Source organism: Ancylobacter novellus DSM 506 (assembly GCF_000092925.1).
Classification (GTDB): Bacteria; Pseudomonadota; Alphaproteobacteria; order Rhizobiales; family Xanthobacteraceae; genus Ancylobacter; species Ancylobacter novellus.
The window spans coordinates 3,931,729-3,954,460 of the sequence record NC_014217.1; the positions used below are offsets into that span (position 1 = coordinate 3,931,729).

Annotated in this window: 22 protein-coding genes; 13 read left to right on the plus strand and 9 right to left on the minus strand. The window is 70.3% G+C overall.

Going from position 1 to position 22,732, the window contains the following annotated elements; translation table 11 throughout:
- Nucleotides 1–4: 4 nt before the first annotated feature.
- Entirely contained in the window at nucleotides 5–1,138 is a 1,134-nt protein-coding gene (locus SNOV_RS18510) for an ABC transporter ATP-binding protein (RefSeq protein ID WP_013168495.1), read from the minus strand.
- A gap of 177 nt (nucleotides 1,139–1,315) precedes the next feature.
- Entirely contained in the window at nucleotides 1,316–2,116 is an 801-nt protein-coding gene (locus SNOV_RS18515; protein ID WP_013168496.1) for an SDR family NAD(P)-dependent oxidoreductase, read from the minus strand.
- 173 nt (nucleotides 2,117–2,289) lie between these two features.
- Between SNOV_RS18515 and SNOV_RS18520 the strand changes: the two genes are divergently transcribed.
- Genes SNOV_RS18520 through SNOV_RS18535 form a run of 4 tightly spaced genes read left to right on the plus strand, consistent with a single transcriptional unit; the run spans nucleotide 2,290 to nucleotide 6,154 of the window.
- Complete coding sequence (locus tag SNOV_RS18520) at nucleotides 2,290–3,138, plus strand: DeoR/GlpR family DNA-binding transcription regulator (protein WP_013168497.1); 849 nt, start codon at nucleotides 2,290–2,292, stop codon at nucleotides 3,136–3,138.
- Nucleotides 3,139–3,179: 41 nt separating this feature from the next.
- Nucleotides 3,180–3,980, plus strand: coding sequence for a BtpA/SgcQ family protein (locus SNOV_RS18525; RefSeq protein WP_013168498.1), 801 nt, complete (start codon nucleotides 3,180–3,182; stop codon nucleotides 3,978–3,980).
- Between the two features lie 27 nt (nucleotides 3,981–4,007).
- Nucleotides 4,008–5,519, plus strand: coding sequence for an FGGY-family carbohydrate kinase (locus SNOV_RS18530; protein ID WP_013168499.1), 1,512 nt, complete (start codon nucleotides 4,008–4,010; stop codon nucleotides 5,517–5,519).
- Nucleotides 5,516–6,154, plus strand: coding sequence for an HAD family hydrolase (locus SNOV_RS18535; protein ID WP_013168500.1), 639 nt, complete (start codon nucleotides 5,516–5,518; stop codon nucleotides 6,152–6,154). The genes SNOV_RS18530 and SNOV_RS18535 overlap by 4 nt, the downstream gene beginning before the upstream one ends.
- Nucleotides 6,155–6,192: 38 nt before the next feature.
- Here the strand turns inward: SNOV_RS18535 and SNOV_RS18540 are convergent, their stop codons facing one another.
- Nucleotides 6,193–7,098 carry a LysR family transcriptional regulator gene (locus SNOV_RS18540; RefSeq protein ID WP_013168501.1) on the minus strand — a complete coding sequence of 302 codons (906 nt, stop codon included), beginning with the start codon at nucleotides 7,096–7,098 and terminating at the stop codon, nucleotides 6,193–6,195.
- 138 nt (nucleotides 7,099–7,236) lie between these two features.
- Between SNOV_RS18540 and SNOV_RS18545 the strand changes: the two genes are divergently transcribed.
- A complete protein-coding gene (locus SNOV_RS18545) occupies nucleotides 7,237–8,100 on the plus strand; it encodes an NmrA family NAD(P)-binding protein (protein ID WP_013168502.1) in 864 nt (287 codons plus the stop codon).
- Here the strand turns inward: SNOV_RS18545 and mdoH are convergent.
- Nucleotides 8,097–9,872: a glucans biosynthesis glucosyltransferase MdoH gene (mdoH, locus tag SNOV_RS18550; protein ID WP_041782405.1), complete on the minus strand. Its 1,776-nt coding sequence runs from the start codon at nucleotides 9,870–9,872 to the stop codon at nucleotides 8,097–8,099. The two genes, SNOV_RS18545 and mdoH, sit on opposite strands and share 4 nt — an antisense overlap.
- Nucleotides 9,873–10,039: 167 nt before the next feature.
- On the opposite strand from mdoH, the gene SNOV_RS18555 reads away from it, so the two are divergent.
- From SNOV_RS18555 to SNOV_RS18570, 4 genes are read left to right on the plus strand one after another with little or no spacing between them, the layout of a single operon-like run.
- A complete protein-coding gene (locus SNOV_RS18555) occupies nucleotides 10,040–11,026 on the plus strand; it encodes a zinc-dependent alcohol dehydrogenase (RefSeq protein WP_013168504.1) in 987 nt (328 codons plus the stop codon).
- 9 nt (nucleotides 11,027–11,035) lie between these two features.
- On the plus strand, nucleotides 11,036–11,437 hold the full coding sequence (locus SNOV_RS18560; RefSeq protein ID WP_013168505.1) for a 6-pyruvoyl trahydropterin synthase family protein: 402 nt from the start codon (nucleotides 11,036–11,038) through the stop codon (nucleotides 11,435–11,437).
- Nucleotides 11,438–11,447: 10 nt separating this feature from the next.
- Nucleotides 11,448–12,494, plus strand: coding sequence for a glycosyltransferase family 4 protein (locus tag SNOV_RS18565; protein ID WP_013168506.1), 1,047 nt, complete (start codon nucleotides 11,448–11,450; stop codon nucleotides 12,492–12,494).
- Nucleotides 12,491–13,324 (plus strand): methyltransferase domain-containing protein, encoded by an 834-nt coding sequence (locus tag SNOV_RS18570; protein ID WP_013168507.1) that lies wholly within the window; start codon nucleotides 12,491–12,493, stop codon nucleotides 13,322–13,324. Before SNOV_RS18565 ends, SNOV_RS18570 begins: the two co-directional genes overlap by 4 nt.
- Nucleotides 13,325–13,340: 16 nt before the next feature.
- Here SNOV_RS18570 and SNOV_RS18575 read toward each other — a convergent pair whose 3' ends face one another.
- Both SNOV_RS18575 and SNOV_RS18580 read right to left on the minus strand, forming a co-directional pair.
- The gene (locus tag SNOV_RS18575) at nucleotides 13,341–13,904 is read right to left on the minus strand and encodes a cytochrome b (RefSeq protein ID WP_013168508.1); all 564 of its coding nucleotides are present in this window, start codon (nucleotides 13,902–13,904) and stop codon (nucleotides 13,341–13,343) included.
- Nucleotides 13,891–14,616, minus strand: a complete 726-nt coding sequence (locus SNOV_RS18580; protein ID WP_013168509.1) for a RibD family protein — start codon at nucleotides 14,614–14,616, stop codon at nucleotides 13,891–13,893. Before SNOV_RS18580 ends, SNOV_RS18575 begins: the two co-directional genes overlap by 14 nt.
- A 363-nt stretch (nucleotides 14,617–14,979) precedes the next feature.
- On the opposite strand from SNOV_RS18580, the gene SNOV_RS18585 reads away from it, so the two are divergent.
- Together SNOV_RS18585 and SNOV_RS18590 are read left to right on the plus strand one after the other, a co-directional pair.
- Nucleotides 14,980–16,239, plus strand: a complete 1,260-nt coding sequence (locus tag SNOV_RS18585; protein ID WP_013168510.1) for a serine aminopeptidase domain-containing protein — start codon at nucleotides 14,980–14,982, stop codon at nucleotides 16,237–16,239.
- Between the two features lie 57 nt (nucleotides 16,240–16,296).
- Complete coding sequence (locus tag SNOV_RS18590; protein ID WP_013168511.1) at nucleotides 16,297–16,758, plus strand: NUDIX hydrolase; 462 nt, start codon at nucleotides 16,297–16,299, stop codon at nucleotides 16,756–16,758.
- 6 nt (nucleotides 16,759–16,764) lie between these two features.
- Here SNOV_RS18590 and SNOV_RS18595 read toward each other — a convergent pair whose 3' ends face one another.
- The 3 genes from SNOV_RS18595 to ppk2 all read right to left on the minus strand — a co-directional run bounded on the left by SNOV_RS18595 (nucleotide 16,765) and on the right by ppk2 (nucleotide 20,696).
- A complete protein-coding gene (locus tag SNOV_RS18595) occupies nucleotides 16,765–18,807 on the minus strand; it encodes an NAD(+) synthase (protein WP_013168512.1) in 2,043 nt (680 codons plus the stop codon).
- 90 nt (nucleotides 18,808–18,897) lie between these two features.
- Nucleotides 18,898–19,560, minus strand: coding sequence for a phosphoribosyltransferase (locus tag SNOV_RS18600; RefSeq protein ID WP_013168513.1), 663 nt, complete (start codon nucleotides 19,558–19,560; stop codon nucleotides 18,898–18,900).
- Nucleotides 19,561–19,775: 215 nt separating this feature from the next.
- Nucleotides 19,776–20,696: a polyphosphate kinase 2 gene (ppk2, locus tag SNOV_RS18605; RefSeq protein ID WP_013168514.1), complete on the minus strand. Its 921-nt coding sequence runs from the start codon at nucleotides 20,694–20,696 to the stop codon at nucleotides 19,776–19,778.
- Between the two features lie 143 nt (nucleotides 20,697–20,839).
- Here ppk2 and SNOV_RS18610 point away from each other — a divergent pair, with 143 nt between their 5' ends.
- Both SNOV_RS18610 and SNOV_RS18615 read left to right on the plus strand, forming a co-directional pair.
- Nucleotides 20,840–21,994 (plus strand): DUF3182 family protein, encoded by a 1,155-nt coding sequence (locus tag SNOV_RS18610; protein ID WP_013168515.1) that lies wholly within the window; start codon nucleotides 20,840–20,842, stop codon nucleotides 21,992–21,994.
- Nucleotides 21,984–22,712 (plus strand): alpha/beta hydrolase family protein, encoded by a 729-nt coding sequence (locus SNOV_RS18615; protein WP_013168516.1) that lies wholly within the window; start codon nucleotides 21,984–21,986, stop codon nucleotides 22,710–22,712. The genes SNOV_RS18610 and SNOV_RS18615 overlap by 11 nt, the downstream gene beginning before the upstream one ends.
- Nucleotides 22,713–22,732: the final 20 nt, after the last annotated feature.

The window sequence follows — 22,732 nt, forward strand, 5'->3', positions numbered from 1 at the left end:
TCGATCAGGACCTGACGATGCGGAGGGCGGGACGCGGAAAGGCCCGCGTCGTCTCCGGGTCGAACAGATGCATGGGCTGCGCGTCGAGGTAGAGCGGGACGCTCGCCCCCACCGGCGCCGTGAAATGACGCGAGAGCCGGGCGGCGATCTCCACCGGCTTTCCGCTCTCGCCGCCGATCTGGCCGACGAGGATGTTCTCGACGCCGAGCGCCTCCATCGCCACCACGGTGACGTCGATGCGCGCGAAGCCGGGCTGCGGCGCCTCGTGCAGGTCCTCGGGACGCAGCCCGAAGATCACCTCGCGCCCGGCCACCCGCGCATAGGCGGTCCGGTGGATGTCCGGCACCGGCACGTCGAGGCCGTCGCCGACAACGGCGAGCCCGTCGTCCCGGCCTTCCAGCCGGGCGGGGATCAGGTTCATCGGCGGCGTGGCGAGGAAGCGGGCGACGAAGGTGTCCACCGGGTTGGCGTAGACTTCCAGCGGCTTGCCGACCTGGATCATGCTGCCCTCGCGCATGATGCAGATGCGGTCGCCCATGGTCATCGCCTCCACCTGGTCATGGGTGACGTGGACGATGGTGCGGCCGAGCCGGCGGTGCAGCTTCACGAGCTCGAGCCGCATCTCCGCGCGCAGCTGCGCGTCGAGGTTGGACAGCGGCTCGTCGAGGAGGAAGGCGACGGGATCGCGCACGATGGCGCGGCCGAGCGCGACGCGCTGGCGCTGGCCGCCCGAGAGCGCCGCCGGCTTGCGGTCGAGATAGGGGGTGAGGCCGAGCAGGCCCGCCGCCTCGCGGATCTTCTCGTCGATGACGGCCTTGCCCACGCCGCGCATCTTGAGGCCGAAGCCCATATTGTCGCGCACGCTCATATGCGGGTAGAGCGCGTAGGACTGGAACACGACGGCGATGTTGCGGTCGCGCGGGGGCACGTTGTTCACGCTCAGCCCGCCGATGCGCAGATCGCCCGAGGAAATGCCTTCCAGCCCGGCGATCATGCGCAGCGTGGTCGATTTCCCGCAGCCCGAGGGGCCGAGGAAGATCACGAACTCGCCTTCTCCGATGGAAAGGTCGACGTCACGCACGCCATAGGCGCCGTTGGCGTAGAGCTTGGAGACATGATCGAGCTCGATCGACGACATCAGCAATCCTCTGCCCGGAACGGGAACCGCCCCGTGGCGCGGGAAGCACCGGAGGCTCTTCCCGGGCCGGGGCACCGGCAGTTCGCGGATAGTAGTGGAACAAAAACAAACATCGCAAGCACTAATTCGAACGGACCGGTTTCACGACCGATCATATTCGCACAGCGCCTCCGGCCTTCAGGTCGTGTAGACGCCGCCGGTGACGTTGACGCCCTGCCCGGTCATGAAGCGGGCCTGCTCCGAGCACAGGAACACCACCACGTCGGCGACGTCCTCCGGCTGCTCCAGCCGGCCGAGCGGGGTCTGGGCGATGTAGTCGTCGATCACGCGCTGCGGGGTCACGCCGCGCAGCGTCGCCTCCCACTGCACCTCGCGCGACTGCATGCCGGTCGCCACGAAGCCCGGGCAGACGGCATTGACGCGGATGCCCTTGGGGGCGAGCTCGCGGGCCAGCGCCTGCGTCCAGCCGAGGACGGCGAATTTGGAGGCCGAGTAATGCGCCAGCAGCGGCGCCCCGACCTTGGCGGCGAGCGAGGCGGTGTTGACGATGCAGCCCTTGCCGGTCGCCACGAAATGCCGGGCGACGATCTGGTTGGTGAGGAACACGCCGCGGGTGTTGACGTCGAAGTTGAAGTCCCACTCCTGGTCGGTGATCTCGAGCGCCGCCTGCATGGTCGAGACGCCGGCATTGGCGACCAGCAGGTCGCAGCCGCCGAGCAACTCCAGCACGCGGGCGAACGCCGCCTCGACGGAGGCGCGCCGGCGCACATCCACCTCGACCGCCACGGCACCGCCGCCGATCGCCGCCGCCGCGTCCTCGGCCGCGCCGAGATTGATGTCGCCGATCGCGACCCGCACGCCCTGGCGCGCCAGAGCCGTGGCGATGGCACGCCCGATGCCCGTCGCCGCCCCCGTCACGAAGGCCAGCCGGCCGGAAAGTTCGGGGTAGACGGGCGTCGGGGCGGTCGCGGGGATCATCGTCGGCTCCTCATGTTCGTCGCGCACCTTATCCGAACATCATCGCACATCAAGAACAATCTGATGTTTGATCTTGTTCGATTGATGCGCTAGAGAGGAGTGGCCGACGCGCGCCGAATCCGTTCACCTCCGACGGATCCGCAACGAGGCAGGGTGCAATGATGGCCGACGACATGTCTTTCCCGGACAAATCCGTTGCCGAACTCGCGGCCGGCGAGGACCGCCAGCGCATGCTCTCGCATGTGCGCCACGCCCGCATCCTCGACCAGCTCGCGCTTTCCGGCTCGATCAGCGTCACCACCGTCGCCGCCGAGCTCGGCGTGTCGGACATGACCATCCGCCGCGACCTTTTGGAGCTCGAGCGCGAGGGCCGGCTGGTGCGCGTGCATGGCGGCGCCGTGCTGGCCGAGACCCCGGCCAGCGTCGCCATGGACAGCGAGGAGCCGCGCTTCGACGCGCGCCTGCGCCGCGGCAGCGAGGCCAAGACCGCCATCGCCGCCTATGCCGCCGGCCTCGTCGCCGGCTACCGCACCGCCGCCATCGACGTGGGCACCACCACCTATCTGATGGCCGGCCATCTGCGCGATGTCGGGCACCTCAAGATCTTCACCAACAGCCTGCGCGTCTCGGCCCTGCTCGACGGCGGCGCGCCCGAGGTCTACGTGGCCGGCGGGCGCGTGCGCGCGGAGGAGATGTCGGTGTGGGGTCCCACCGCCATCGCCCAGTTCGAGAAGCTGTGGTTCGACGTGGCGGTGCTCGGCACCTCCGGCGTCACCGCCGAGGGATTCTTCGACTATTCCTTCGAGGACACCGACATGAAGCGCGTCTATCTGCGCCGGTCGGGCCTGCGCATCCTGCTGTGCGACAGCGCCAAGTTCCAGCGCATGTCGCTGGTGCAGGTCGGCGCCCTCGCCGACATCAACATCCTCATCACCGATGCCGAGCCGCCCCCGCGCATCGCCGCCGCGCTCGCTGCCGCGCGCGTCGACGTGCGCATCGCGCCGCCGGCCCCCGGAGATTGATGCGCCCTGCGCGCACCCCCGTCCCCCAAGGAGTAGTTGGAATGGTTTTCGAGTGTTTCGGCGCCAAGAAGAAGGTCGTCATCGCCATGGCCCATATCGGGGCTCTTCCGGGCGCCCCGCTCTATGACGCCGATGGCGGCCTCGACAAGCTGATCGAGGGCGTGCTCGCCGATGTCGAAAAGCTGCAGGCCGGCGGCGTCGACGCCATCATGTTCGGCAACGAGAACGACCGTCCCTATGTCTTCAAGGGCTCCCCGGCCTCCATCGCCGCCATGTCCGCCATCGTCCAGGCGGTCAAGCCGAGCCTGAAGGTGCCGTTCGGCGTGAACTATCTGTGGGACCCGGTCGCCACCGTCGCCATCGGCGCGGTGACGGGCGCCAGCTTCGTGCGCGAGATCTTCACCGGCCTGTTCGCCTCCGACATGGGCCTGTGGGAGCCGAACTGCGCCGAGGCGGCACGCCTGCGCCACGACCTGAAGCGCGACGACATGAAGATGCTCTTCAACATCAATGCCGAGTTCGCCCATTCGCTCGACCAGCGCCCGATCGAGCTGCGCGCCAAGAGCGCCGTCTTCTCCTCGCTCGCCGACGCCATCCTCGTCTCCGGCCCGATCACCGGCCAGCCGGCCGACCAGTCGCACCTCAAGAAGGTCGCCGAGACCGTCACGGACGTGCCGATCTTCGCCAATACCGGCGTCAACATCGACAATATCCGCGACATCTTCTCGGTCGCCTCGGGCGTCGTCATCGGCACGCACTTCAAGGTCGGCGGCAACACCTGGAACCCGGTCGAGGCGGCGCGGGTGTCGCGCTTCATGGACGTCGTGAACGCCATCCGCTGATCCCCTCTTCTCCCGCCCGGTTGCTTCATGAGCTGCGTTCTCGGCCTCGACATCGGCACGACCTCCACCATCGGCCTGCTCTTGCGGCTCCCGGGGGAGATCCTCGGCGTCGTCTCACGGCCGGTGACGCTGACCTCGAAGCATGCCGGCTGGGCGGAGGAAGACCCCGCGGATTGGTGGGCGAATGTGCGCGCCATCACCCGCGAGCTGATCGACAAGGCCGGGATCGACCCGGCCGAGATCGCCGCCGTCGGCGTCACCGGCATGCTGCCGGCCGTCGTGCTGCTGGATGCGGAAGGCCGGCTCCTGCGCCCCTCCATCCAGCAGAGCGACGGGCGCTGCGGCGCGGAAGTCGCCGAGCTGCGCGCCGAGCGCGACGAGGCGTCCTTCATCGCCAGGGCCGGCAACGGCATCAACCAGCAGCTCGTCACCGCCAAGCTGCGCTGGATCGCCCGCCACGAGCCGGAGGTGTTCGCCCGCATCGCCACCGTGTTCGGCTCCTATGACTATGTGAACTGGCGCCTCACCGGCGAGCGGGCGGTGGAGCAGAACTGGGCGCTGGAAGCCGGCTTCGTCGACGTGGCGAGCCATGAGATCGACGACGATCTCGTCGCCTGGGCGCGCATTCCGCGCAGCGCCGTCCCGCGCAAGACCGCCTCGCACGAGGTGATGGGGCGCGTCTCGGCGGAAGGCGCGGCGGAAACCGGCCTGGCGCCCGGCACGCCGGTCATCGGCGGGGCCGCGGACATGATCGCCTCGGCGCTCGGCGCCGGCGTCACCCGGCGCGGCGACATCCTGCTCAAGTTCGGCGGCGCCGTCGACATCCTCGTCGCCACCGACCAGGTGAAGCCGGACCCGCGCCTCTATCTCGACTATCACCTCATCCCCGGCCTGTTCATGCCCAATGGCTGCATGTCGACCGGCGGCTCGGGGCTTAACTGGTTCGTGCGCAACTTCGCCGGCGGCGAGGCGGCCGCCGCCGAGCGCGCGGGGCTGAGCCTGCACCAGCATCTCGACCGCCTCGCGGACGCCCATCCCGCCGGCGCGGAAGGGTTGACCGTGCTGCCCTATTTCCTCGGCGAGAAGACCCCGATCCACGACCCCGCGGCGCGGGGCGTCGTGGACGGGCTCACCCTCTCGCACGATATCGGCCATGTGTGGCGGGCGCTGCTGGAAGGCTACGCCTATGCCTGCGCCCACCATGTCGAGGTGCTCCGCGACATGGGGCACGCCGCCACGCGCGTCATGGTCTCGGACGGCGGCTCGAATTCGCGGGTGTGGATGCAGATCGTCGCCGATGTGCTGCAGCAGCCCGTCCATCGCCTGAAGGGGCATCCCGGCTCCTCGCTCGGCGCGGCCTGGACGGCGGCGGTCGGCATCGGCGCGGCGGACTGGGCCGGCATCTCCCGCTTCGTGCAGCAGGACGAGACGCTGGAGCCGAACCCGGCCCATGCGCAGACCTACGCCGCCGGCTATGCGCGCTACCGCGACCTCTACCGCCGCCTCGCGGCGAGGGACGCGGGAAGAGGCGCGGCATGAGCGCCCGCCGGCTGCGCGCGGTCGCGTGGGACATTGACGGCACGCTGATCGACAGCGAGCCGCTGCATCACCGCGCGCTCGTCGCCGCCTGCCGGGCGCTGGGCTCGGACATCTCCGACCTGCCCGACCAGGCGTTTCGCGGCATCCATATGGGCGACGTGTGGATGCAGATCGCGCCGCGCCTGCCGGCGGATGTCGCGCAGGCCGAATGGCTGGCGCGCATCAACGACCACTATGTGGCCCACCGCGACAGCCTGGTCGCGCTTCCCGGCGCCGTGGCCACCATTCGCGTGCTGGCGAGGCTCGGCGTGCCGCAGGCCTGCGTCTCCAATTCCAGTCGCAGCGTGGTGGACGCCAATATCGACGCGCTCGGCATATCCGACGCCATCGCCTTCTCGCTCAGCCTCGACGATGTCGCCCGCGGCAAGCCCGACCCCGAGCCCTATCGCCGGGCCTGCGAGCGGCTGGGCGTCGCCCCGGACGAGATGGTGGCGGTCGAGGACAGCCTTTCCGGCGCGCGCTCGGCCCGCGCCGCCGGGCTCTACGTCGTCGGCTATCGTGCCGGCGGCGGCGGCTTCGAGGATGTCGACCTCGAAATCGACGGGCTCCAGCAGATAGTGCCGCTCTTCGCCTGACCGACGAAAGGCGCCCGGACGAGCGCGCTGTCCTCCGTTCACAGCGTGGCGGCGATCTCCGTGCAGAAGTCGATGAAGGCCCGCACCTTGGCGGGAACGTGCTTCTTGGAGGGGTGGAGCGCGTAGAGCGGGAACCGCTCGCCATGCCAGGCGGGGAACAGGTCCACGAGGCGCCCTTCCTTCAGAAGCTGGCCGACGCCCCAGCCGATCACCTGTGCCACGCCCGTGCCGGCGAGGCATTCCTCGAGCAGCGCCTGCGGGTTGGTGAAGGTGAGCGGCCCCCGAGTCTCGACCGGCAGCTTCTGCCGGCCCTTCACGAACTCCCACGGATAGGGGCGGCCCGAATGGGGGTCGACGAATTGCAGGCAGCGGTGCGTTGAAAGCTCCGAAGGATGCGCCGGCGCTCCGAACCTCGCGAGATAGGCCGGCGCCGCGACGGTCAGGATCGGCGCCTCGATGAGCTTGCGCGACACCAGCGCCGTGTGGCGCGGCTCGCCGAAACGGATGGCGAGGTCGATCCCGTCCGAGACCAAATCGCCCAGTCGCTCGCTCGACACGAACTCGATGGCGAGATCGGGATGGCGGTCACAGAAGATGCCGAGACGGCCGGCGAGCACCAGCGGCAGGAAGAAGGGGTCGACATCCACCCGCAACCGGCCGCGAACCACCCCTCCGCTGCCGGACACCGCCGCCGCGGCCTCCTCCATGGCGGCGAGATGCGGTCGCACCTCCTCGTAGAAGCGCCGGCCCTCGTCGGTCAGCGTGATCGCGCGCGTCGTCCGGTCGAGCAGCCGCACATGCAGCCGGGCTTCCAGGCGCCCGATGGCGCGGCTGACGCCCGACGCGGTGAGCCCGAGGAGCGTCGCCGCCCTGACGAAGCTGCCGCCCTCGACGACGGCGGCGAGAACGCCGACCCCGGCGAGCACCCTTCCGTCGAATGCCATGGAGGCCACCTCCCGACTGTCCGATAGCTGATTTTTCGTCAGCATCCTGATGACATTCATCGTACTAATTCAACGATGCGCCAGCACCTATCTTCCCGTCGAGCCGCTCTGAGAGCGATGAAGCGACAGGAGAAGCAGATGTTCGTCGTCACCGGAATTACCGGGAAAGTGGGCGCCGCGGTCGCGGAGACCCTCCTCGCCAAGGGCCAGCGCGTGCGCGCCGTGGTGCGCGAGGCCGGGAAGGGGCGCGCCTGGCGTGACCGCGGCTGCGAGATCGCCGTGGTGCCGGATGCCACCGATGCGCAGGCGCTGTCGGCGGCAATGCAGGGCGCGGCCGGCGTGTTCCTGATGATGCCGCCCGATTACGACCCGGCGCCCGGCTTCCCGCGGGTCCACGCCCTCGCCGAGGCCGTGCGCACCGCCATCGCCGCGGCAGTGCCCGGCCGGGTGGTCTTCCTCTCGACCGTCGGGGCGCAGGTGCCGGAGTTCAACCTCTTGAACAATTCCGCGATCATGGAGACCATGCTGGGGCAGGCGAAGGTGCCGGTGGCGCTGCTGCGCGCCGCCTGGTTCCTCGACAATGCCGCCTGGGATGTGAGCGCCGCCCGCAATGGCAGGATCGAGAGCTATCTCCAGCCTGTGGAGCGCGCCATCGACATGGTTGGCACCCGGGATATCGGCCGTCTGGCCGCCGAGCTCCTGATGGAGAGCTGGCAGGGGCGCCGCATCGTCGAACTCGCCGGCCCCCGCAAGGTCAGCCCGAAGGACATCGCCGCCGCCTTCTCCAAGGCGCTCGGTCGCCCGGTGGAGGTCCGTGCGATCCCGCGTGAAGCCTGGGAGCCGCGCTTCCGTGCCGAGGGCATGCAGCATCCGGAAGACCGCATGCGCATGCTGGACGGCTTCAACGAGGGCTGGATCGACTTCCAGCGCGAGGGGGCGGAGCAGCGCACGGGTTCGACATCGCTCGACGACGTGATCTCGAAGCTGATCGCGGCGGCCTAGCCAAAATCAGGCGCGGCGGCCTCCTCCGGCGTGGCGCAGAGGCCGCGCCGGACCAGCCACCGCCCCAGCGCCGGCTGCGAGGTGAGCACGGCGAAGGGCACCGCGCCGAGCAGGCCAATGAGCACCGGCACCGCCCAGATCATGGCGCCGGGCGCGAAGGCGTAGAGCATGCCGCCGAGCATCGACCCGAACAGGAATTGCGGCCACAGCCCGGCGAGCGCGGTGCGCCAGGACAGGCGCTCGGCGTCGCGGGCCTGCGCCTCCCAGGTCACGGTCCGCCCAAAAGTGAGGCCGACCATGAAGATGGCGATCCGCAACGCCACCACCGGTCCCAGCAGCATGGAGAACAGGAATTCCATCAGCGCCCCGCCGAGCAGCTTAGCCGTGCCGCCATAGCGCCGGCGCTCCCCGGCGCGCAGCAGCACGTCGGTAAGGCCGGCGATCTTGGGCGCGAGGCTCATTAGGAAGGTGATCACGAACAGCGCCAGCCCGAGCCCGGCGGGAAACGGCGCGTCGGTCGGCTCGACGTCGAACACCTTGAGCGCGGCGAGGATCATGAAGGCGATCCAGGCGCAGGCGCCGACATACATCAGGATCGCCCAGGCGATCTGGAAGCGGCTCATCGGCAACAGGCCGGGCATGAAGAGTAGCCGCCAGTACTGCATGTTGCCCTGGCACCAGCGCAGGTCGCGCCGGGTGAACTCGGTCAGATGCGGCGGGTTCTCCTCGAAGCTCTCGGTCTCCTCCGGCAGCACGCGCACCTCGTAGCCGCCGCGGCGCATCAGCACCGCCTCGATCTGGTCGTGCGAGAGCACATGACCCGAGAGCGGCCCGTCGCCCGGCAGCACCGGCAGCGCGCAATGCGCCTTGAAGGGGGCGATGCGGATCAGCGCATTATGCCCCCAATAGGGGCCGCAATCGCCCGCCCACCAGGACGCGCCCATCGTGTAGGAGCGCATGCCGTGCCGCATGCCGAACTGGAAGATGCGCGCGAAGGGCGAATGGGAGGGCATGCCGACGACGAGGCTCTGCAATATGCCGAGCATGGGATTCGCCTGCATGATCCGCACCATGCGCAATATGGTCGCCGCACCGAGCAGGCTGTCGGCGTCCAGCACCAGCATCAGGTCGTAATCGTCGCCGTTCCGCTCGACGAAGTCGCGGATATTGCCGGCCTTGAAGCCGGCATTGTCGCTGCGGCGGCGATAATGCACGCGCGACCCGGCTTCGGCGCGCCACGCCCGGAAGAGCGCCTCCTCGGCGGCGGCGATGTCGTCGCGGTTGGTGTCGGAGAGGACGAACCAGGCGAAGTGCCCGCCGGCGCCGCTGCGCTCGACATCCTCGCGCATGGAGCGCAGGCGGGCGAAGGCGCGCCCGGGGTCCTCGTTGCGCAGCGCCATGACCACGGCGATGCGGGCGGTGACCGACGCCTCGTCGGACGCTTTTCCCGCATAGGGATAGACCGAGTGCCGCGCATCGCCGGGGCCGTGCAGCAGCCACAGGCCGATCAGCGCGTTCCAGAAGCCGAGGATAGTCCAGGGCGTCGACAGGCAGAAGGCCAACAGCAGCAGCCCGTCCAGGAAGCTGAAGCCGTTATAGGCGAGGAGATGGGCGAACAGCCCGACGAGGCCGGCATAGGTCGCCGCGTTCAGCGCCAGCACCAGCGCGCGCCGGCGGCGCAGTACGGCCAACGGCTGCACGCCGGTCGGCACGCAGGCTTCGCCCGCTTCGGCGGCGGTGAAGAGGCCGTCGACTTTCTCATCGAAACTCATGCCGTCGACACACTCCCCCATCAGGGCTGGCTCTTCACATATCTCGGACGCCGCCACGGCTTTATCTTGTACGCCGCCTCGTCTTCGCCGCTTCACGGTTTTTTGGACCAAAGCGCCGGCGGCGGCTGTTAAGAAGGTCGTGAAAGCGGGCAGGAATGCAGTCAGCGATGCCGAAACCGGGTCACAGCGCCGCGCGACAGCTCTGGTGCGTGGAGCCGGGACGCTATGAGGTGAGGCAGGCCCCGCTCGGCGAGGCGCAGGGCGACGGGCTGACCCTGCGCACGATCGTCTCGGCCGTCAGCCGCGGCACGGAGCGCCTCGTCTTTGAGGGCGCGGTGCCCGTGAGCGAGCATCAGAGGATGCGCGCGCCGTTCCAGAGGGGCGAGTTCCCGTTCCCCGTGCAGTATGGCTACCAGAGCGTCGGCCGCGTCGAGGCGGGGCCTACGGCATGGCTCGGCCGCCTCGTCTTCGCCCTCCACCCGCATCAGGATGTCTATGCCCTGCCCGCCGCATCGGTGACGCCGATACCGGCGGGCATCCCGCCGGAGCGCGCGGTGCTGGCCGCCAATATGGAGACTGCCCTCAACGCGATGTGGGATGCCGCGGCCGGCCCCGGCGACCGCATCACCATCGTCGGCGGCGGCGTGGTCGGCCTGCTGCTCACCGCGCTCGCCGCCGCGCTGCCCGGCGCGGAGGTGACGCTGGTCGATATCAGGCCGGAGCGGGCGGCGCTGGCCGAAGCCCTCGGTGCGGCCTTCGCCCTCCCTGATGCCGTGCGCGATGATGCCGACATCGTCTTCCATGCCAGCGCCAGCGAGGCGGGGCTGAAGACGGCGCTGGCGGCGGGCGGCTTCGAGGCGCGGATCGTCGAAGTGAGCTGGTATGGCGAGCATGCCCCGTCCGTCCCGCTGGGCGAAGCCTTCCACAGCCGCCGCCTGCAGCTGATCGGCTCGCAGGTCGGCGCGGTATCGCCGGCCCGCCGGCCGCGCTGGCCGCACGCCCGCCGCCTCGCCAAGGCGCTCGACCTGCTCCACGATGCGCGCCTCGACCGGCTGGTCACGCATGTCGTCCCGTTCGACGAGGCGCCCTCGCGCCTGCCGTCCCTGCTGGCCGGCGGAGAGGACGCGCTGGCGATCCTGCTCGATTACCGATGAGGAAAAAGCATGTACTGCGTCGAGGTCCGCGACCGGATCATGATCGCCCACTCCCTGCCCGACCCGTTCTTCGGACCGGCACAGGGCCTGCACGGCGCGACCTTCGTGGTCGACGTCGCCTTCTTCCGTGAAAGCCTGACAACTAAGAACGTCGTCGTAGACATCGGCGCCGCGCTTGATGTGCTCAAGCAGACGCTGAAGCCGCTCGCCTACCAGAATCTCGACACGCTGCCGGAATTCGCCGGCAAGCTCACCACCACCGAATTCCTGGCGAAGCACATCTTCGACGCCATGGCCGCCGCCGCCCGGAGCGGAGCGCTCGGTGAGGATGCGGACGGCCTCGCCAAGATCCGGGTGACGCTGCACGAGACCGATCTGGCGCGCGCCAGCTATGAAGGCGGGCTGCGGTGAGGACCATCGCGTGACCGGCTTCGCCTTCGCCATTCCCGGCGACATCGACCTTCCCACCGGCGGCTATGGCTATGACCGGCGCGTCATCACGGAGGGCCGCCGCGCCGGGAGCATCGTGACGCATGTCGCCCTGCCCGGTGGCTTCCCCTTCCCCACGCCGCGGGAGCTGGCCGAAACCGAGGCGCAGCTGAAAGCCGTCCCGGCGGGACAGGCGCTGCTGATCGACGGGCTCGCCTTCAGCGTCCTGCCGCCAGAGCTACTGCGCCGCCTCGACCGCCCGCTCGTCGCCCTCGTCCACCATCCCCTCGCGCTGGAGGAGGGGCTCGACGAGGCGCAGAAGGCGAGCCTCGTCGCCAGCGAGCGCGCCGCCCTCGCGCTCGCCTCGGCGGTCATCGCCACCAGCCCCTCGACCGCCCGCCTGCTGGAACGCGACTATGGCGTCGAGCCCGGCCGCCTCGTCGTCGCCCTGCCCGGCACCGATCCGCGCCCGCGCGCGCGCGGCACCGGCTCGCCGGTGCGCCTGCTCAGCATCGGCACGGTCATCCCGCGCAAGGCCCATGGCGTCCTCGTCGAGGCGCTGGCCGCGCTCGCCTCATTCGACTGGACCTGCCGCATCGTCGGGGCGACCGATCGCGACGCCGGGGAGACGCGGCGGCTGCGCCGGGCCATCGCGGCGCACGGCCTCGGCGACCGCGTCGCGCTGACCGGCGCGCTTCTGGGCGAGGCGCTGGAGCAGGAGTTCGACGCCGCCGACATCTTCGTCACCGCCTCGCTGTTCGAGGGCTACGGCATGGCGCTGACCGAGGCGCTGGCGCACGGGCTCCCCGTGGTGGCGACAAGCGGCGGCGCGATCCCCGACACCGTGCCGCCGGCGGCCTCCGTGCTGGTCGCCCCGAACGACGCTGCCGGCCTCGCGGTGGGCCTCGGTGCGCTGCTGCGCGATCCCGACCGCCGGAAGGCGCTGGCCCAGAACGCCTGGGACCATGCGGCCTCGCTTCCCGACTGGCCCCGCACCGCGGCGACCATCATGGCCGTGCTGCGGGACGTCGCGCGATGAGCGGCTTCGACGCCGGCTGGCTGGCCCTACGCGAGCCCGTCGACCACGCCTCCCGGCACGCCGGGCTGGCGGCACAGGTGCGCGAGCATTTCGCCGGGCGGGAATCTCTCGTCGTGGTCGATCTCGGCTGCGGCACGGGCTCGAACCTGCGGGCGCTGGCGCCCTCGCTGCCGCCCCGCCAGCACTGGCGCCTGATCGACGGCGATGCCGCCCTGCTGGCGGCGGCGCGCCAGCGCCTTGCCGACTGGGCGGACGACGTGCGCCCGACCGCCGGCGGCGTCGAGCTGCACAAGGACGGCCGCCGGATCGAGGTCAACCTCGAATGCGCGGACCTCGCGACCCGCGACCTCGACTTCACAGATCTCGGCGCCGGGCTGGTGACGGCCGCGGCGCTGTTCGATCTCGTCTCAGAGGACTGGCTGGAGCGGCTGGTCGCGTGCTCGGCGCGGCAACGCGTGCCGCTCTATTCCGTGCTGAACTATGACGGCACCGCCCGCTGGCAGCCCGAGAACCCGCTCGATGCCCGCGTGGTCGCCGCCTTCAACCGCCACCAGCGCGGCGACAAGGGCTTCGGGCCGGCGCTCGGGCCGGCCTCGGGCGAGACCTTCGCGCAATTGCTGTCGCAGCACGGCTATCGCGCCGCCTCGGGCGACAGCCCGTGGGAGCTGGCGGAGCGGGACGCCGCGTTGATCGCCCGCCTCGCGGAAGGCTTCGCCCAAGCGGCCGGCGAGATCGAGCCGGAGGCACGCGACGCCTTTGCGCGATGGGGCGCGGGCCGCGCCGCAGCAGTGCGGGTGACGATCGGCCATCGGGACGTCTTCGCGGCGTGACCGCGCGCTAGGTGCTTCAGCCCGGCGGCCACATGCGCCGCATCACCCCGTCATGCTTGACGAAGCGGTGGCGCAGCGCCGCCGCGACATGAAGGAGCACCAGAAGCCCGAGCAGCAGCGCGAGCAGGCCGTGCACGCCGAGGATCCGGTTGGCGAGCGGCTGGTCGGGGGGAAGGATCGCCGGCAGGTTGAACAGCCCGAAGATGTCGAGGGCGGGATAGGCGGAGATGCCGGCCCAGCCGAGCACCGGCACCACCAGCAGCAGCGCATAGAGCGCGTAATGGACGGTGAGCGAGGCGATGCGCTCGAACGGCGTCAGCGTCGCCACCGGCGGCGGCGCGCCGCGTCCGAGGCGGACCAGCACGCGCAGCACCACCAGCCACAGCAGGGTGAAGCCGAGCAGCTTGTGCAGGCTGTAGAGCGAGCCCGTCGCGGCGTCGAAATTCGTCGCCTGGCCGCGGGCGACCATGTAGAGCCCGAGCGGAAGCTGGCAGATCACGAAGGCCGCGACGATCCAGTGCAGCCTCCGTGCGGCCAGGCTGTAGCGGACCGCCTCGGCACCCTGCTCAGGAAACGACATCCGCCCCTCCGTCGGCCGCGCTGCGCAGATCGCAATCATAGAGAATATTACCGTCGTCGAGCAGATAGGTCCGCGCCCGCGGACGCAGTGCGTCGTCGAGTTCGTCGATGGGCCTGAGGTCAAGCCCCGGCCGCCCCGATCCGAGGATGATCGGGGAGAGGCAGACGTGCAGGCGGTCGACCACGCCGGCATCGATGAAGCGCGAGATGGTCGAGGCGCCGCCTTCGACCAGCACGGTCCGGTGGCCGCGCGCCGCCAGGGCGGCGATCAGTCGTGCGGGTTCGAAAATAGCGGGGTCGTGGTCGGTGCCGATGCGCTCCACCTCGTCCGGCCAGCCGTGCGCATTCTCCGAGAACACGATGCGCCGGCAGCCATCCTCGCGCAGCCATCGCGACTGGCGCGACGAGCGGCCACTCGGGTCGATGACGGCGCGCGCCGGGCTGCGGCCGGGCACCCGCCGCGTGGTGAGCTGGGGATCGTCGGCCAGCACGGTGCCGACGCCGACGACCACCACATCGGCGATGGCGCGCAGCCGGTGCAGATGATCCATGCCGCAGCAGCCGTTGATGTCGCGGGATTTTCCGGTCGGCGTCGCGATCCGTCCGTCGAGCGACTGGCCGAGCTGGGCGATCACGAACGGCGAAGGACGATGCCGAATGATCGGCTCATAGAGCGCCGCAAGCGGATCGACCGGAATTTCGCGACGATTCAAGACGGGCTCCCCTGTGCGGCGGTTGGGCGAATGCGGCGCGTCGATCGGACTGGTCCTTCCCGGTAGGACATCCATGAAACATAGGCGTGAACTCGCCCAATGTTGCAATCATGGGGGGCTCAAATGACGAGTAGCGCAAATGGCGGGCCCGGGGCGGCCACCGGCGGCCGGACGCTTGACGCGGCTCAAGGCGGACCATCGCCGCGCATGCCTGGATGAAAAATCGCGTTCCGCAGCGCCTGTGCGACGGTGAACGGGCCCTATGTCATGCAGGGCGAGGATCGGGTGCGGGCGGATACGGGAAACCGAGTTGGACGCGGCACGCCGGCCGTTCAGCCGCCGGCATCAGGCATGGAGAGCATCATGCGCAGCAGGTCCTTCCTCCACGACAGTCCGGAGATCGGCGCTTTCGATGTCGTCAGCGCCTTGCGCAGCGCCCAGCTCGGCGCGATGGACAATCTGCGGCGGCTGCAGGCCGGCGCGCTCGACCGCTTCGGCTTCGGCCCCCGCGAATGCGTTTTCGATGTGATCGCGTCGGGTCCGAACTGGCGCCTGCGGCACTATCCCGGCGAAGCGGCGTCGGCGGCGCTGCTGATGGTCCCGGCCCCGATCAAGCGGCCCTATATCTGGGATCTGACGCCCGGCGTCAGCGTGGTGCGCCTCTGCCTCGAACGCGGCCTCGGCGTCCATCTGATCGAATGGCTGCCGCCGCAGGGCGACGGCAGCGACGGCATCGCGGACTACGTCGACGCCATCGGCGCCGCCGGCAAGGTGGTCGCGGCCGAGCAGCCGGGCGCCGCCCGCTTCGTCCTCGGCCATTCGCTCGGCGGCACGCTTGCCGCCATCGCCTGCGCGCTGCAGCCGGAGATCGCCCGCGGCCTCGTGCTGCTCGGCGCGCCGCTGAGCTTCGAGCCGGGATCGAGCCCGTTCCGCGATCAGGTGGCGGCGCAGAAGCGTCCGACGCCGGAGCAGGGCACGGTGGCGGGCTCGCAGCTGTCGCAATCCTGCGCCATGCTCTCGCCCGGCACCTTCATCTGGAACCGCTGGATGGACGGCGCGCTCAGCCTCGCCGATCCGGCGGCGTTCGACATCCACATGCATATCGAGCGCTGGGCGCTGGACGAGGTGCCGCTGGCCGGACGGCTCATCCACCAGATGGTCGACTGGCTGTACCGGGAGAACCGCTTCCAGAAGGGCACCCTCGCCATTGGCGGCCGCACGCTCGGCCCCGGCGATCTGCGCCTGCCGGTGCTCGCCGCGGTCAGCGAGGCCGACGAGATCGGCCCGCGCGCCTCGGTCGAGCCCTTCTTCGCCCGGATGACCGGCACCGACACGCAGATCCTGGCGCATCCGGCGGAGATCGGCGTCGGCTTGCAGCACCTCGCCATCCTCGCCGGCCGCCGCGCCCATGCCGAGGTCTGGCCGCGCATCGCCACCTGGATCGGATCCCACGCCGCATCGGATGCGGCCACCTCGGATGCGATCACCGGGGCGGCGCGCACCACGGCTCATGCGCGTCCGGCCCGCGCGCCACGGGCCTCGCCCGCATCGCCTCGGCGAACGGGAACGGCCCGCAGTCCCGCGCCCCGATCGTCGCGTTCGCGACCGGCGCCGGAAAGTTGATACCCGCCGCCATGCGCCCGGCCATGTCTTCCCGCGCGTCCGGATGAGGCGAGACGCATGACATCGAGCGCCGGCATCCTGATGTACCGCCTCCGCGACGGGGACATCGAGGTCCTGCTCGTCCATCCCGGCGGCCCCTTCTGGAGCCGCAAGGACGCGGGCGCCTGGTCGATCCCCAAGGGCCTGCCGGAACCGGACGAGGAGCTCGAGGCCGCAGCCCGGCGGGAGTTCGAAGAGGAGCTCGGGCGGCCGGCAAAAGGCACGCTGCATCCGCTCGGCAGCATCCGGCAGGCCGGCGGGAAGGTCGTGACCGCCTTCGCCCTCGAAGGCGATCTCGATCCCGCCCGCATAGAAGGCGGCGGGCTGGTCACGCTGGAATGGCCGCGCGGCAGCGGACGGGTGCTCAGCTATCCGGAGGTCGACCGCGCCGGCTGGTTCGCCCTGCGGCAAGCGCGGGTGAAGCTGCTGGCGAGCCAATGCCCGCTCCTCGATCGGCTGGAGACGCTGCTCTCGCCGTGAGCCGCGTCAGTCCTCCGGCGGCAGGGCGGCGTCGAGCTCCTCCAGCCAGGCGCGGGCGCTCGCATCCGAGGGCGCGCGCCAGTCGCCCCGCGGCGACAGCGAGCCGCCGGAGGTGATCTTCGGGCCGTTCGGCAGGGTCGAGCGCTTGAACTGGTTGGCGAAGAAGCGCGTGAGGAAGACCCGCAGCCAATGGCGGATCTCCTCGCGGGTAAAGGCCCGCCGGTCGCTCTCGGGGATGTTCGCCGGCCAGCTTCCGCGCGCCGCATCGCCCCAGGCCTGCTCGGCGAGGTAAGCGATGCGCGAGGGCCGGTAGCCGTGGCGGGTGAGGTAGAACAGGTTGAAGTCCTGCAACGCATAGGGCCCGACGATCTGCTGCGTCGACTGGATGACCGCACCGGGCTCCGTCGGCACCAGCTCCGGCGAGATCTCGGTGGCGAGCACCGCGTTCAGCACCTCGACCGTCTCCGCCGAGACGTCGCCGGAGGCGGCGACGAAGCGGATCAGGTGCAGGATCAGCGTCTTCGGCACCGAGGCGTTGACGTTGTAGTGGGACATGTGGTCCCCGACGCCATAGGTGCACCAGCCGAGCCCGAGCTCGGAGAGGTCGCCGGTGCCGACCACCAGCCCGCCTTTCTGGTTGGCGAGGCGGAACAGATAGTCCGTGCGCAGCCCCGCCTGCACATTCTCGAAGGTGACGTCGTAGACCGGCTCGCCGCGCCCGAAGGGATGGCCGAGATCGGCCAGCATCTGCCGCGCCGCCGGCCGGATGTCGATCTCCCCGCCGGTGACGCCGAGCGCCGCGATCAGCGCCAGCGCGTTGGCCCGGGTGGCGTCGGAGGTGGCGAAGCCCGGCAGCGTATAGGCGAGCACGTCGGTACGCGGGCGGCCGAGCAGGTCCATGGCGCGCGCGGCGACGATCAGCGCCTGCGTCGAATCCAGGCCGCCGGAGACGCCGATCACGGCGTGCGCGATACCGGTGGCCGCGAGCCGCTGCGCCAGCCCCTGCACCTGGATGTTGTAGGCCTCGTAGCAGTCCTCGGCGAGCCGCGCCGGGTCCGCCGGCACATAGGGGAAGCGCTCGATCACCCGCTCCAACGCCACCGTCGCCTGCGGACGGTCGAGGCCGAACTCGACGAGGCGGAAGCCATCCACCCCCTCGGCCCGCACGCAGTCGCCGAAGGTGCCGGTGCGCATGCGCTCCTGGCGCAGCCGTTCGAGGTCGATATCGGCGGCGGTCAGGGTCGGCTCGGTCGGGAAGCGCTCGCTTTCCGCCAGCGCGTCGCCATTCTCGAAGATGGCGGTCTGGCCGTCCCAAGCGAGGTCGGTGGTCGATTCCCCCGGCCCCGCCGCCGAATAGGCATAGGCGGCGATGCAGCGCGCCGATTGGCTGGCGCAGAGCAGCCGGCGGTGGCGCGCCTTGCCGATGGTGATGTTGCTGGCGGAAAGGTTGAGCAGCAGCTCCGCACCGGCCATCGCCGCCCGCGTCGAGGGCGGCAGCGGCACCCAGATGTCCTCGCAGATCTCGACATGGAAGGTGAAGGCCACGTCGCCCTGCGAGCGGAAGAGGAGGTCGGTGCCGAACGGCACCTCCTGCCCGGCGACCGTCACCGTGCCGCCGCCCTCGCTGAGGCCCGGGGTGAAATGCCGGCGCTCGTAGAATTCGCGGTAGTTCGGCAGGTAGCTCTTGGGGATGGCGCCGAGGATCGCCCCGCGATGGATGACGAAGGCGGTGTTGAAGAGCTGCCCCTCGCGGCGCAGCGGCGCCCCGACCACCAGCACCGGATAGAGCTCGCGCGAGGCCGCCGCGATCTCGGCGAGCGCGGCCTCGATGCGGTCGAGCAGCGCGTCCTGGAACAGCAGGTCGTCGATGGCGTAGGAGGAGAGCCCGAGCTCGGGGAACAGCATCACGCCGACATGGCGCGCATGCCCCTGCGCCGCGAGGTCGAGATGCGCGCGCGCCGCGAAGGCGGGATCGGCGACCCGGCCCTGCGGCACGCAGGAGGCGACGCGCAGGAAGCCGTGGCTGTACATGCAGTCGAAACCGGCCATTCCACCCCCGCGCGCAGACGCGGCACCCTTCGGCCGCCGGCCGATCTTGGCCCGCCGGCGTGCCGATGGCCAGAGCGGCGGCTGGGTTGCTCAGCCGCTGGCGGGCCTCTGGCCGGTCGGGAAGCGGGCGAGGAGGGCGATGACTTCCTCGTCGCTGACCTGGCTGAAATCGCGGTAGAAATAGCCGATCGCGTCGAACGGTTCCGGCGTGTCGAGGCAGACGATTTCGTCGACCTCGGGGCGCAATTCGGCGAGCGCGTCGGCCGGGGCGACGGGGACCGCCAGCACCAGCTTCGAAGGGCCGCGCTGGCGGATCGCCCGCAGGGCGGCCTTCATGGTGGCGCCGGTGGCGATGCCGTCATCGACGACGATCACCACCCGCCCGGCCAGCGGCGCGCGGGCGCGTCCGCGCAGATAGCGGGCCTTGCGGCGCTCGATCTCCGCCATCTCCTCGCGGCACGCCCGCTGGAATTCGGCCTCGCTTACCCCGGAATGGGCGATGATCGCCTCGTTGCGCACGATGAGCGGGTCGGCGCCGTCCACCGCCGCGCCGATGGCGAGCTCGGGCTGCCAGGGCAGGCCGATCTTGCGCACGAGCAGGAGATCGAGCGGCGCGCCGAGCGCCTGCGCGATCTCGGCCGCCACCGGGACGCCGCCGCGCGGCAGCGCCAGCACGACGGGATGGGAGGGCTCATATTTTTCGAGCGCCGCCGCCAGCCGGCGGCCGGCCTCCGTCCGATCCGCGAAGACCATGGGTCTACCCCGCGCTGGCGTTCGCCGCCGAAGCCGCTTCCAATTTATATGCTTAGCATATGCGCCGGTCGGGGCATCGAGCCGTGTCAAAGGCCGGGCCGCCTCCAGGCCGCGTCAGGCTTTCCGATGACGCCGGCGGCGAATTGATTTGCCGGCTTATCTTAGGGGGCGCGGGAACGACCAAACCGCTCCCGCAAAAGTCGATAGCGCTGCCGTTAGTAACGCTGGGGTACGTAGAGCTCGGCCGGCAAGGTGCGGCGCTCGTAATTGGGGTCGAACACGCGCTCCGGCAGCGTGATCTCCTCGTGCGGCACCTCCTCATAGGGGATGACCGACAGCAAATGCGAGATCAGGTTCAGCCGCGCCCGCTTCTTGTCGTTGCCTTCCACGATGTGCCAGGGCGCCTCGGGAATGCTGGTGCGCTCGAACATCTCTTCCTTGGCCTTGGTGTACTGCTCCCAGCGCACGCGGGACTGCAGGTCCATGGGCGAGAGCTTCCACTGCTTGATCGGGTCGAAGATGCGCATGAGGAAGCGCAGCTGCTGCTCCTCGTCGGTGATGGAGAACCAGTACTTCACCAGCACGACGCCGGAGCGCACCAGCATGCGCTCGAATTCCGGCACGTCGCGGAAGAAGTCCTCGACCTGCCCCTCGTTCGCGAAGCCCATCACCCGCTCGACGCCGGCGCGGTTGTACCAGGAGCGGTCGAACAGCACGATCTCGCCGGCGGCCGGCAGATGCGGCACGTAGCACTGGAAGTACCACTGGGTCTTCTCGCGGTCGGAAGGCGCGGGCAGCGCCACCACCCGGCAGGTGCGCGGGTTGACCCGCTGGGCGATGCGCTTGATGGCGCCGCCCTTGCCGGCGCTGTCGCGGCCCTCGAACAGGACGACGAGCTTCAGCCCCTTGTAGCGCACCCAGTCCTGCAGCTTCACCAATTCGCCCTGCAGGCGCAGCAGCTCGTTGAAATAAGTGTGGCGGTCGATGGTGCTCTTGGTGCGCTCGGCGAGCAGCGCGCGCAGCTCGGGCGGCACGCGCGCGTCGTCGACCTCCTGCTCGAGCTCCTCGTCCATGTCGTCTTCGAGCTCGATGTCCAGCCAACCGCGGGTTTCGGTGTCGTCTTGGGGTTTCGTCATCTTCCAGCCTCCTGCGATGCTGCGAGGTAAGGCGAAGCATATTGCGCTTTGGTGACAGCGGCGGATGCCGGCGCCCTCCATAGGGGAACTCCCCGCCCGCCCGGACGGTTAGCCTGCCGAGAAGATCAGCCAGGGAGCGTCGCATGCCGAACCGCCTATCGGCGAACGAGACGGGAATTCCCGGCGCGGCCGCGGCGATGCCCGCCCCCGTCGTGCTGCTGCCGCAGGGCGGCGACCCGGCCGGGCACAGGCTGCGCACCACCGCCGCGCTGGCCGAGCGCATCGCCCGGCTGCGCGGCAGCCTGTTCCTCGGCATCCACGAGGCGCCGATCCCCGGCGCCCGCTATTACGCCGTGCCGACGGCCACGCTGATCGGCGGCGAGGAGGCGGCCCTCTTCGGCATAGAGAGCGAATTCGACCTGTTCGGCGGGCTGGTGCCCTATACGGTGCAGGCCGGCAAGGCGATCACCCATGGGCTGGTCGGCAGGCAAGCGCACGCGCCGGCCGGCTATTCGCCCGGCTTCGCGAGCGCCGTGCGCCACGTCGTGCTGGACGGCTTCTCCGCCTTCGACTTGAGAAGCGCGCACGCGGCCGGCCGCCGGCTCATCGAGGCCGGGCCGGTGCGGCTGAAGCCCGCCTGGGCCGATGGAGGTCTCCAGCAGGACGCGGTCGCAGACGTCGACGCGCTCGACGCCGCGCTCGACCGCCTCGACCAGGAGCGGCTCGATCGCTGCGGGCTGGTGCTGGAGCAGGACCTCACGGAGAACGTCGTCTACAGCATCGGCCGGGTGCGCATCGGCGACACGGTACTGTCCTATTACGGCTTCCAGAGCGCCACCATCGACAATTCCGGCCGCGCCGCCTATGGCGGCTCGACGCTCACCGTCATGCCGGGCGAGCTCGACCGGCTGCTGGCGCTGCCCCTCGACGAGGACACGCACGCGGCGGTGCGCTGCGCCCTCGCCTATGACAATGCGGCGCTCCTACACTTCCCCGGCCTGATCGCCTCGCGGCGCAATTACGACGTCATCTGCGGCCAGGATGCCGCCGGCATGCGCAAGACCGGCGTGCTCGAGCAGTCCTGGCGCATCGGCGGCGCCAGCGGCGCGGAGATCGCCGCCTTCGAAGCCCTCGCCGAGGACCCGACGCTCGCCAGCGTCCGCGCCGCCTGCGTCGAAGTCTATGGCGACCGCCCGGAGCCGCCGGCGGACGGCTTCGTCTATTTCACCGGCGACGACCCCGAGGTCGGGCCGCTGACCAAATATGCGAGGATCGAGGCCCGGCACCGTGCATTGTGATTCCATCTGCATCAGCGTCGATGACGACCACATAGACGGCACCTTCGCCGTCCCCCGCACCGGGGTTCCCGGCATCCTCTTCCTTCACGGCTGGACCGGCAGCCAGCAGAGCGACCTCAAGCGGGCTCGCGAGATCGCCACGCTCGGCTGCGTCTGCCTGACCTTCGACCTGCGCGGCCATGCCGCCACCGAGGCGATGCGCATGCAGGTGACGCCGCGCCAGAACCTGCACGACGCGGTGGCCGCCTATGACGCGCTGGCGAACCACCCCATGGTCGACAAGTCGGCCATGGCCATCGTCGGCTCCAGCTACGGCGCCTATCTCGCCACCATCCTCACCTCGTTCCGCCCGGTGCGCTGGCTGTCGCTGCGCGTGCCGGCGCTCTATCGCGACGAGCACTGGGTGCTCGCCAAGGGCCAGCTCGACCGCATGGACCTGACCAGCTACCGCAACTCCGAGATCAGCCCGGAGGAGAACCGCGCGCTCGCCGCCTGCGCCCGCTTCCAGGGCGACGTGCTGGCGGTCGAATCCGAGTTCGACGACCTCGTGCCGCACACCACCATCGCCAACTACGTCGCCGCCTTCCGCCAGGCGCATTCGCTGACCTACCGCGTCATCGCCGGCGCCGACCATGCGCTCTCCGAGAAGGCCGCGCGCGACGCCTATTCCGCGCTGCTGGTCGGCTGGATCCGCGAGATGGTGCTCGGCGCCCGCTAAAAGCCTCCGGCGGCCCTCCG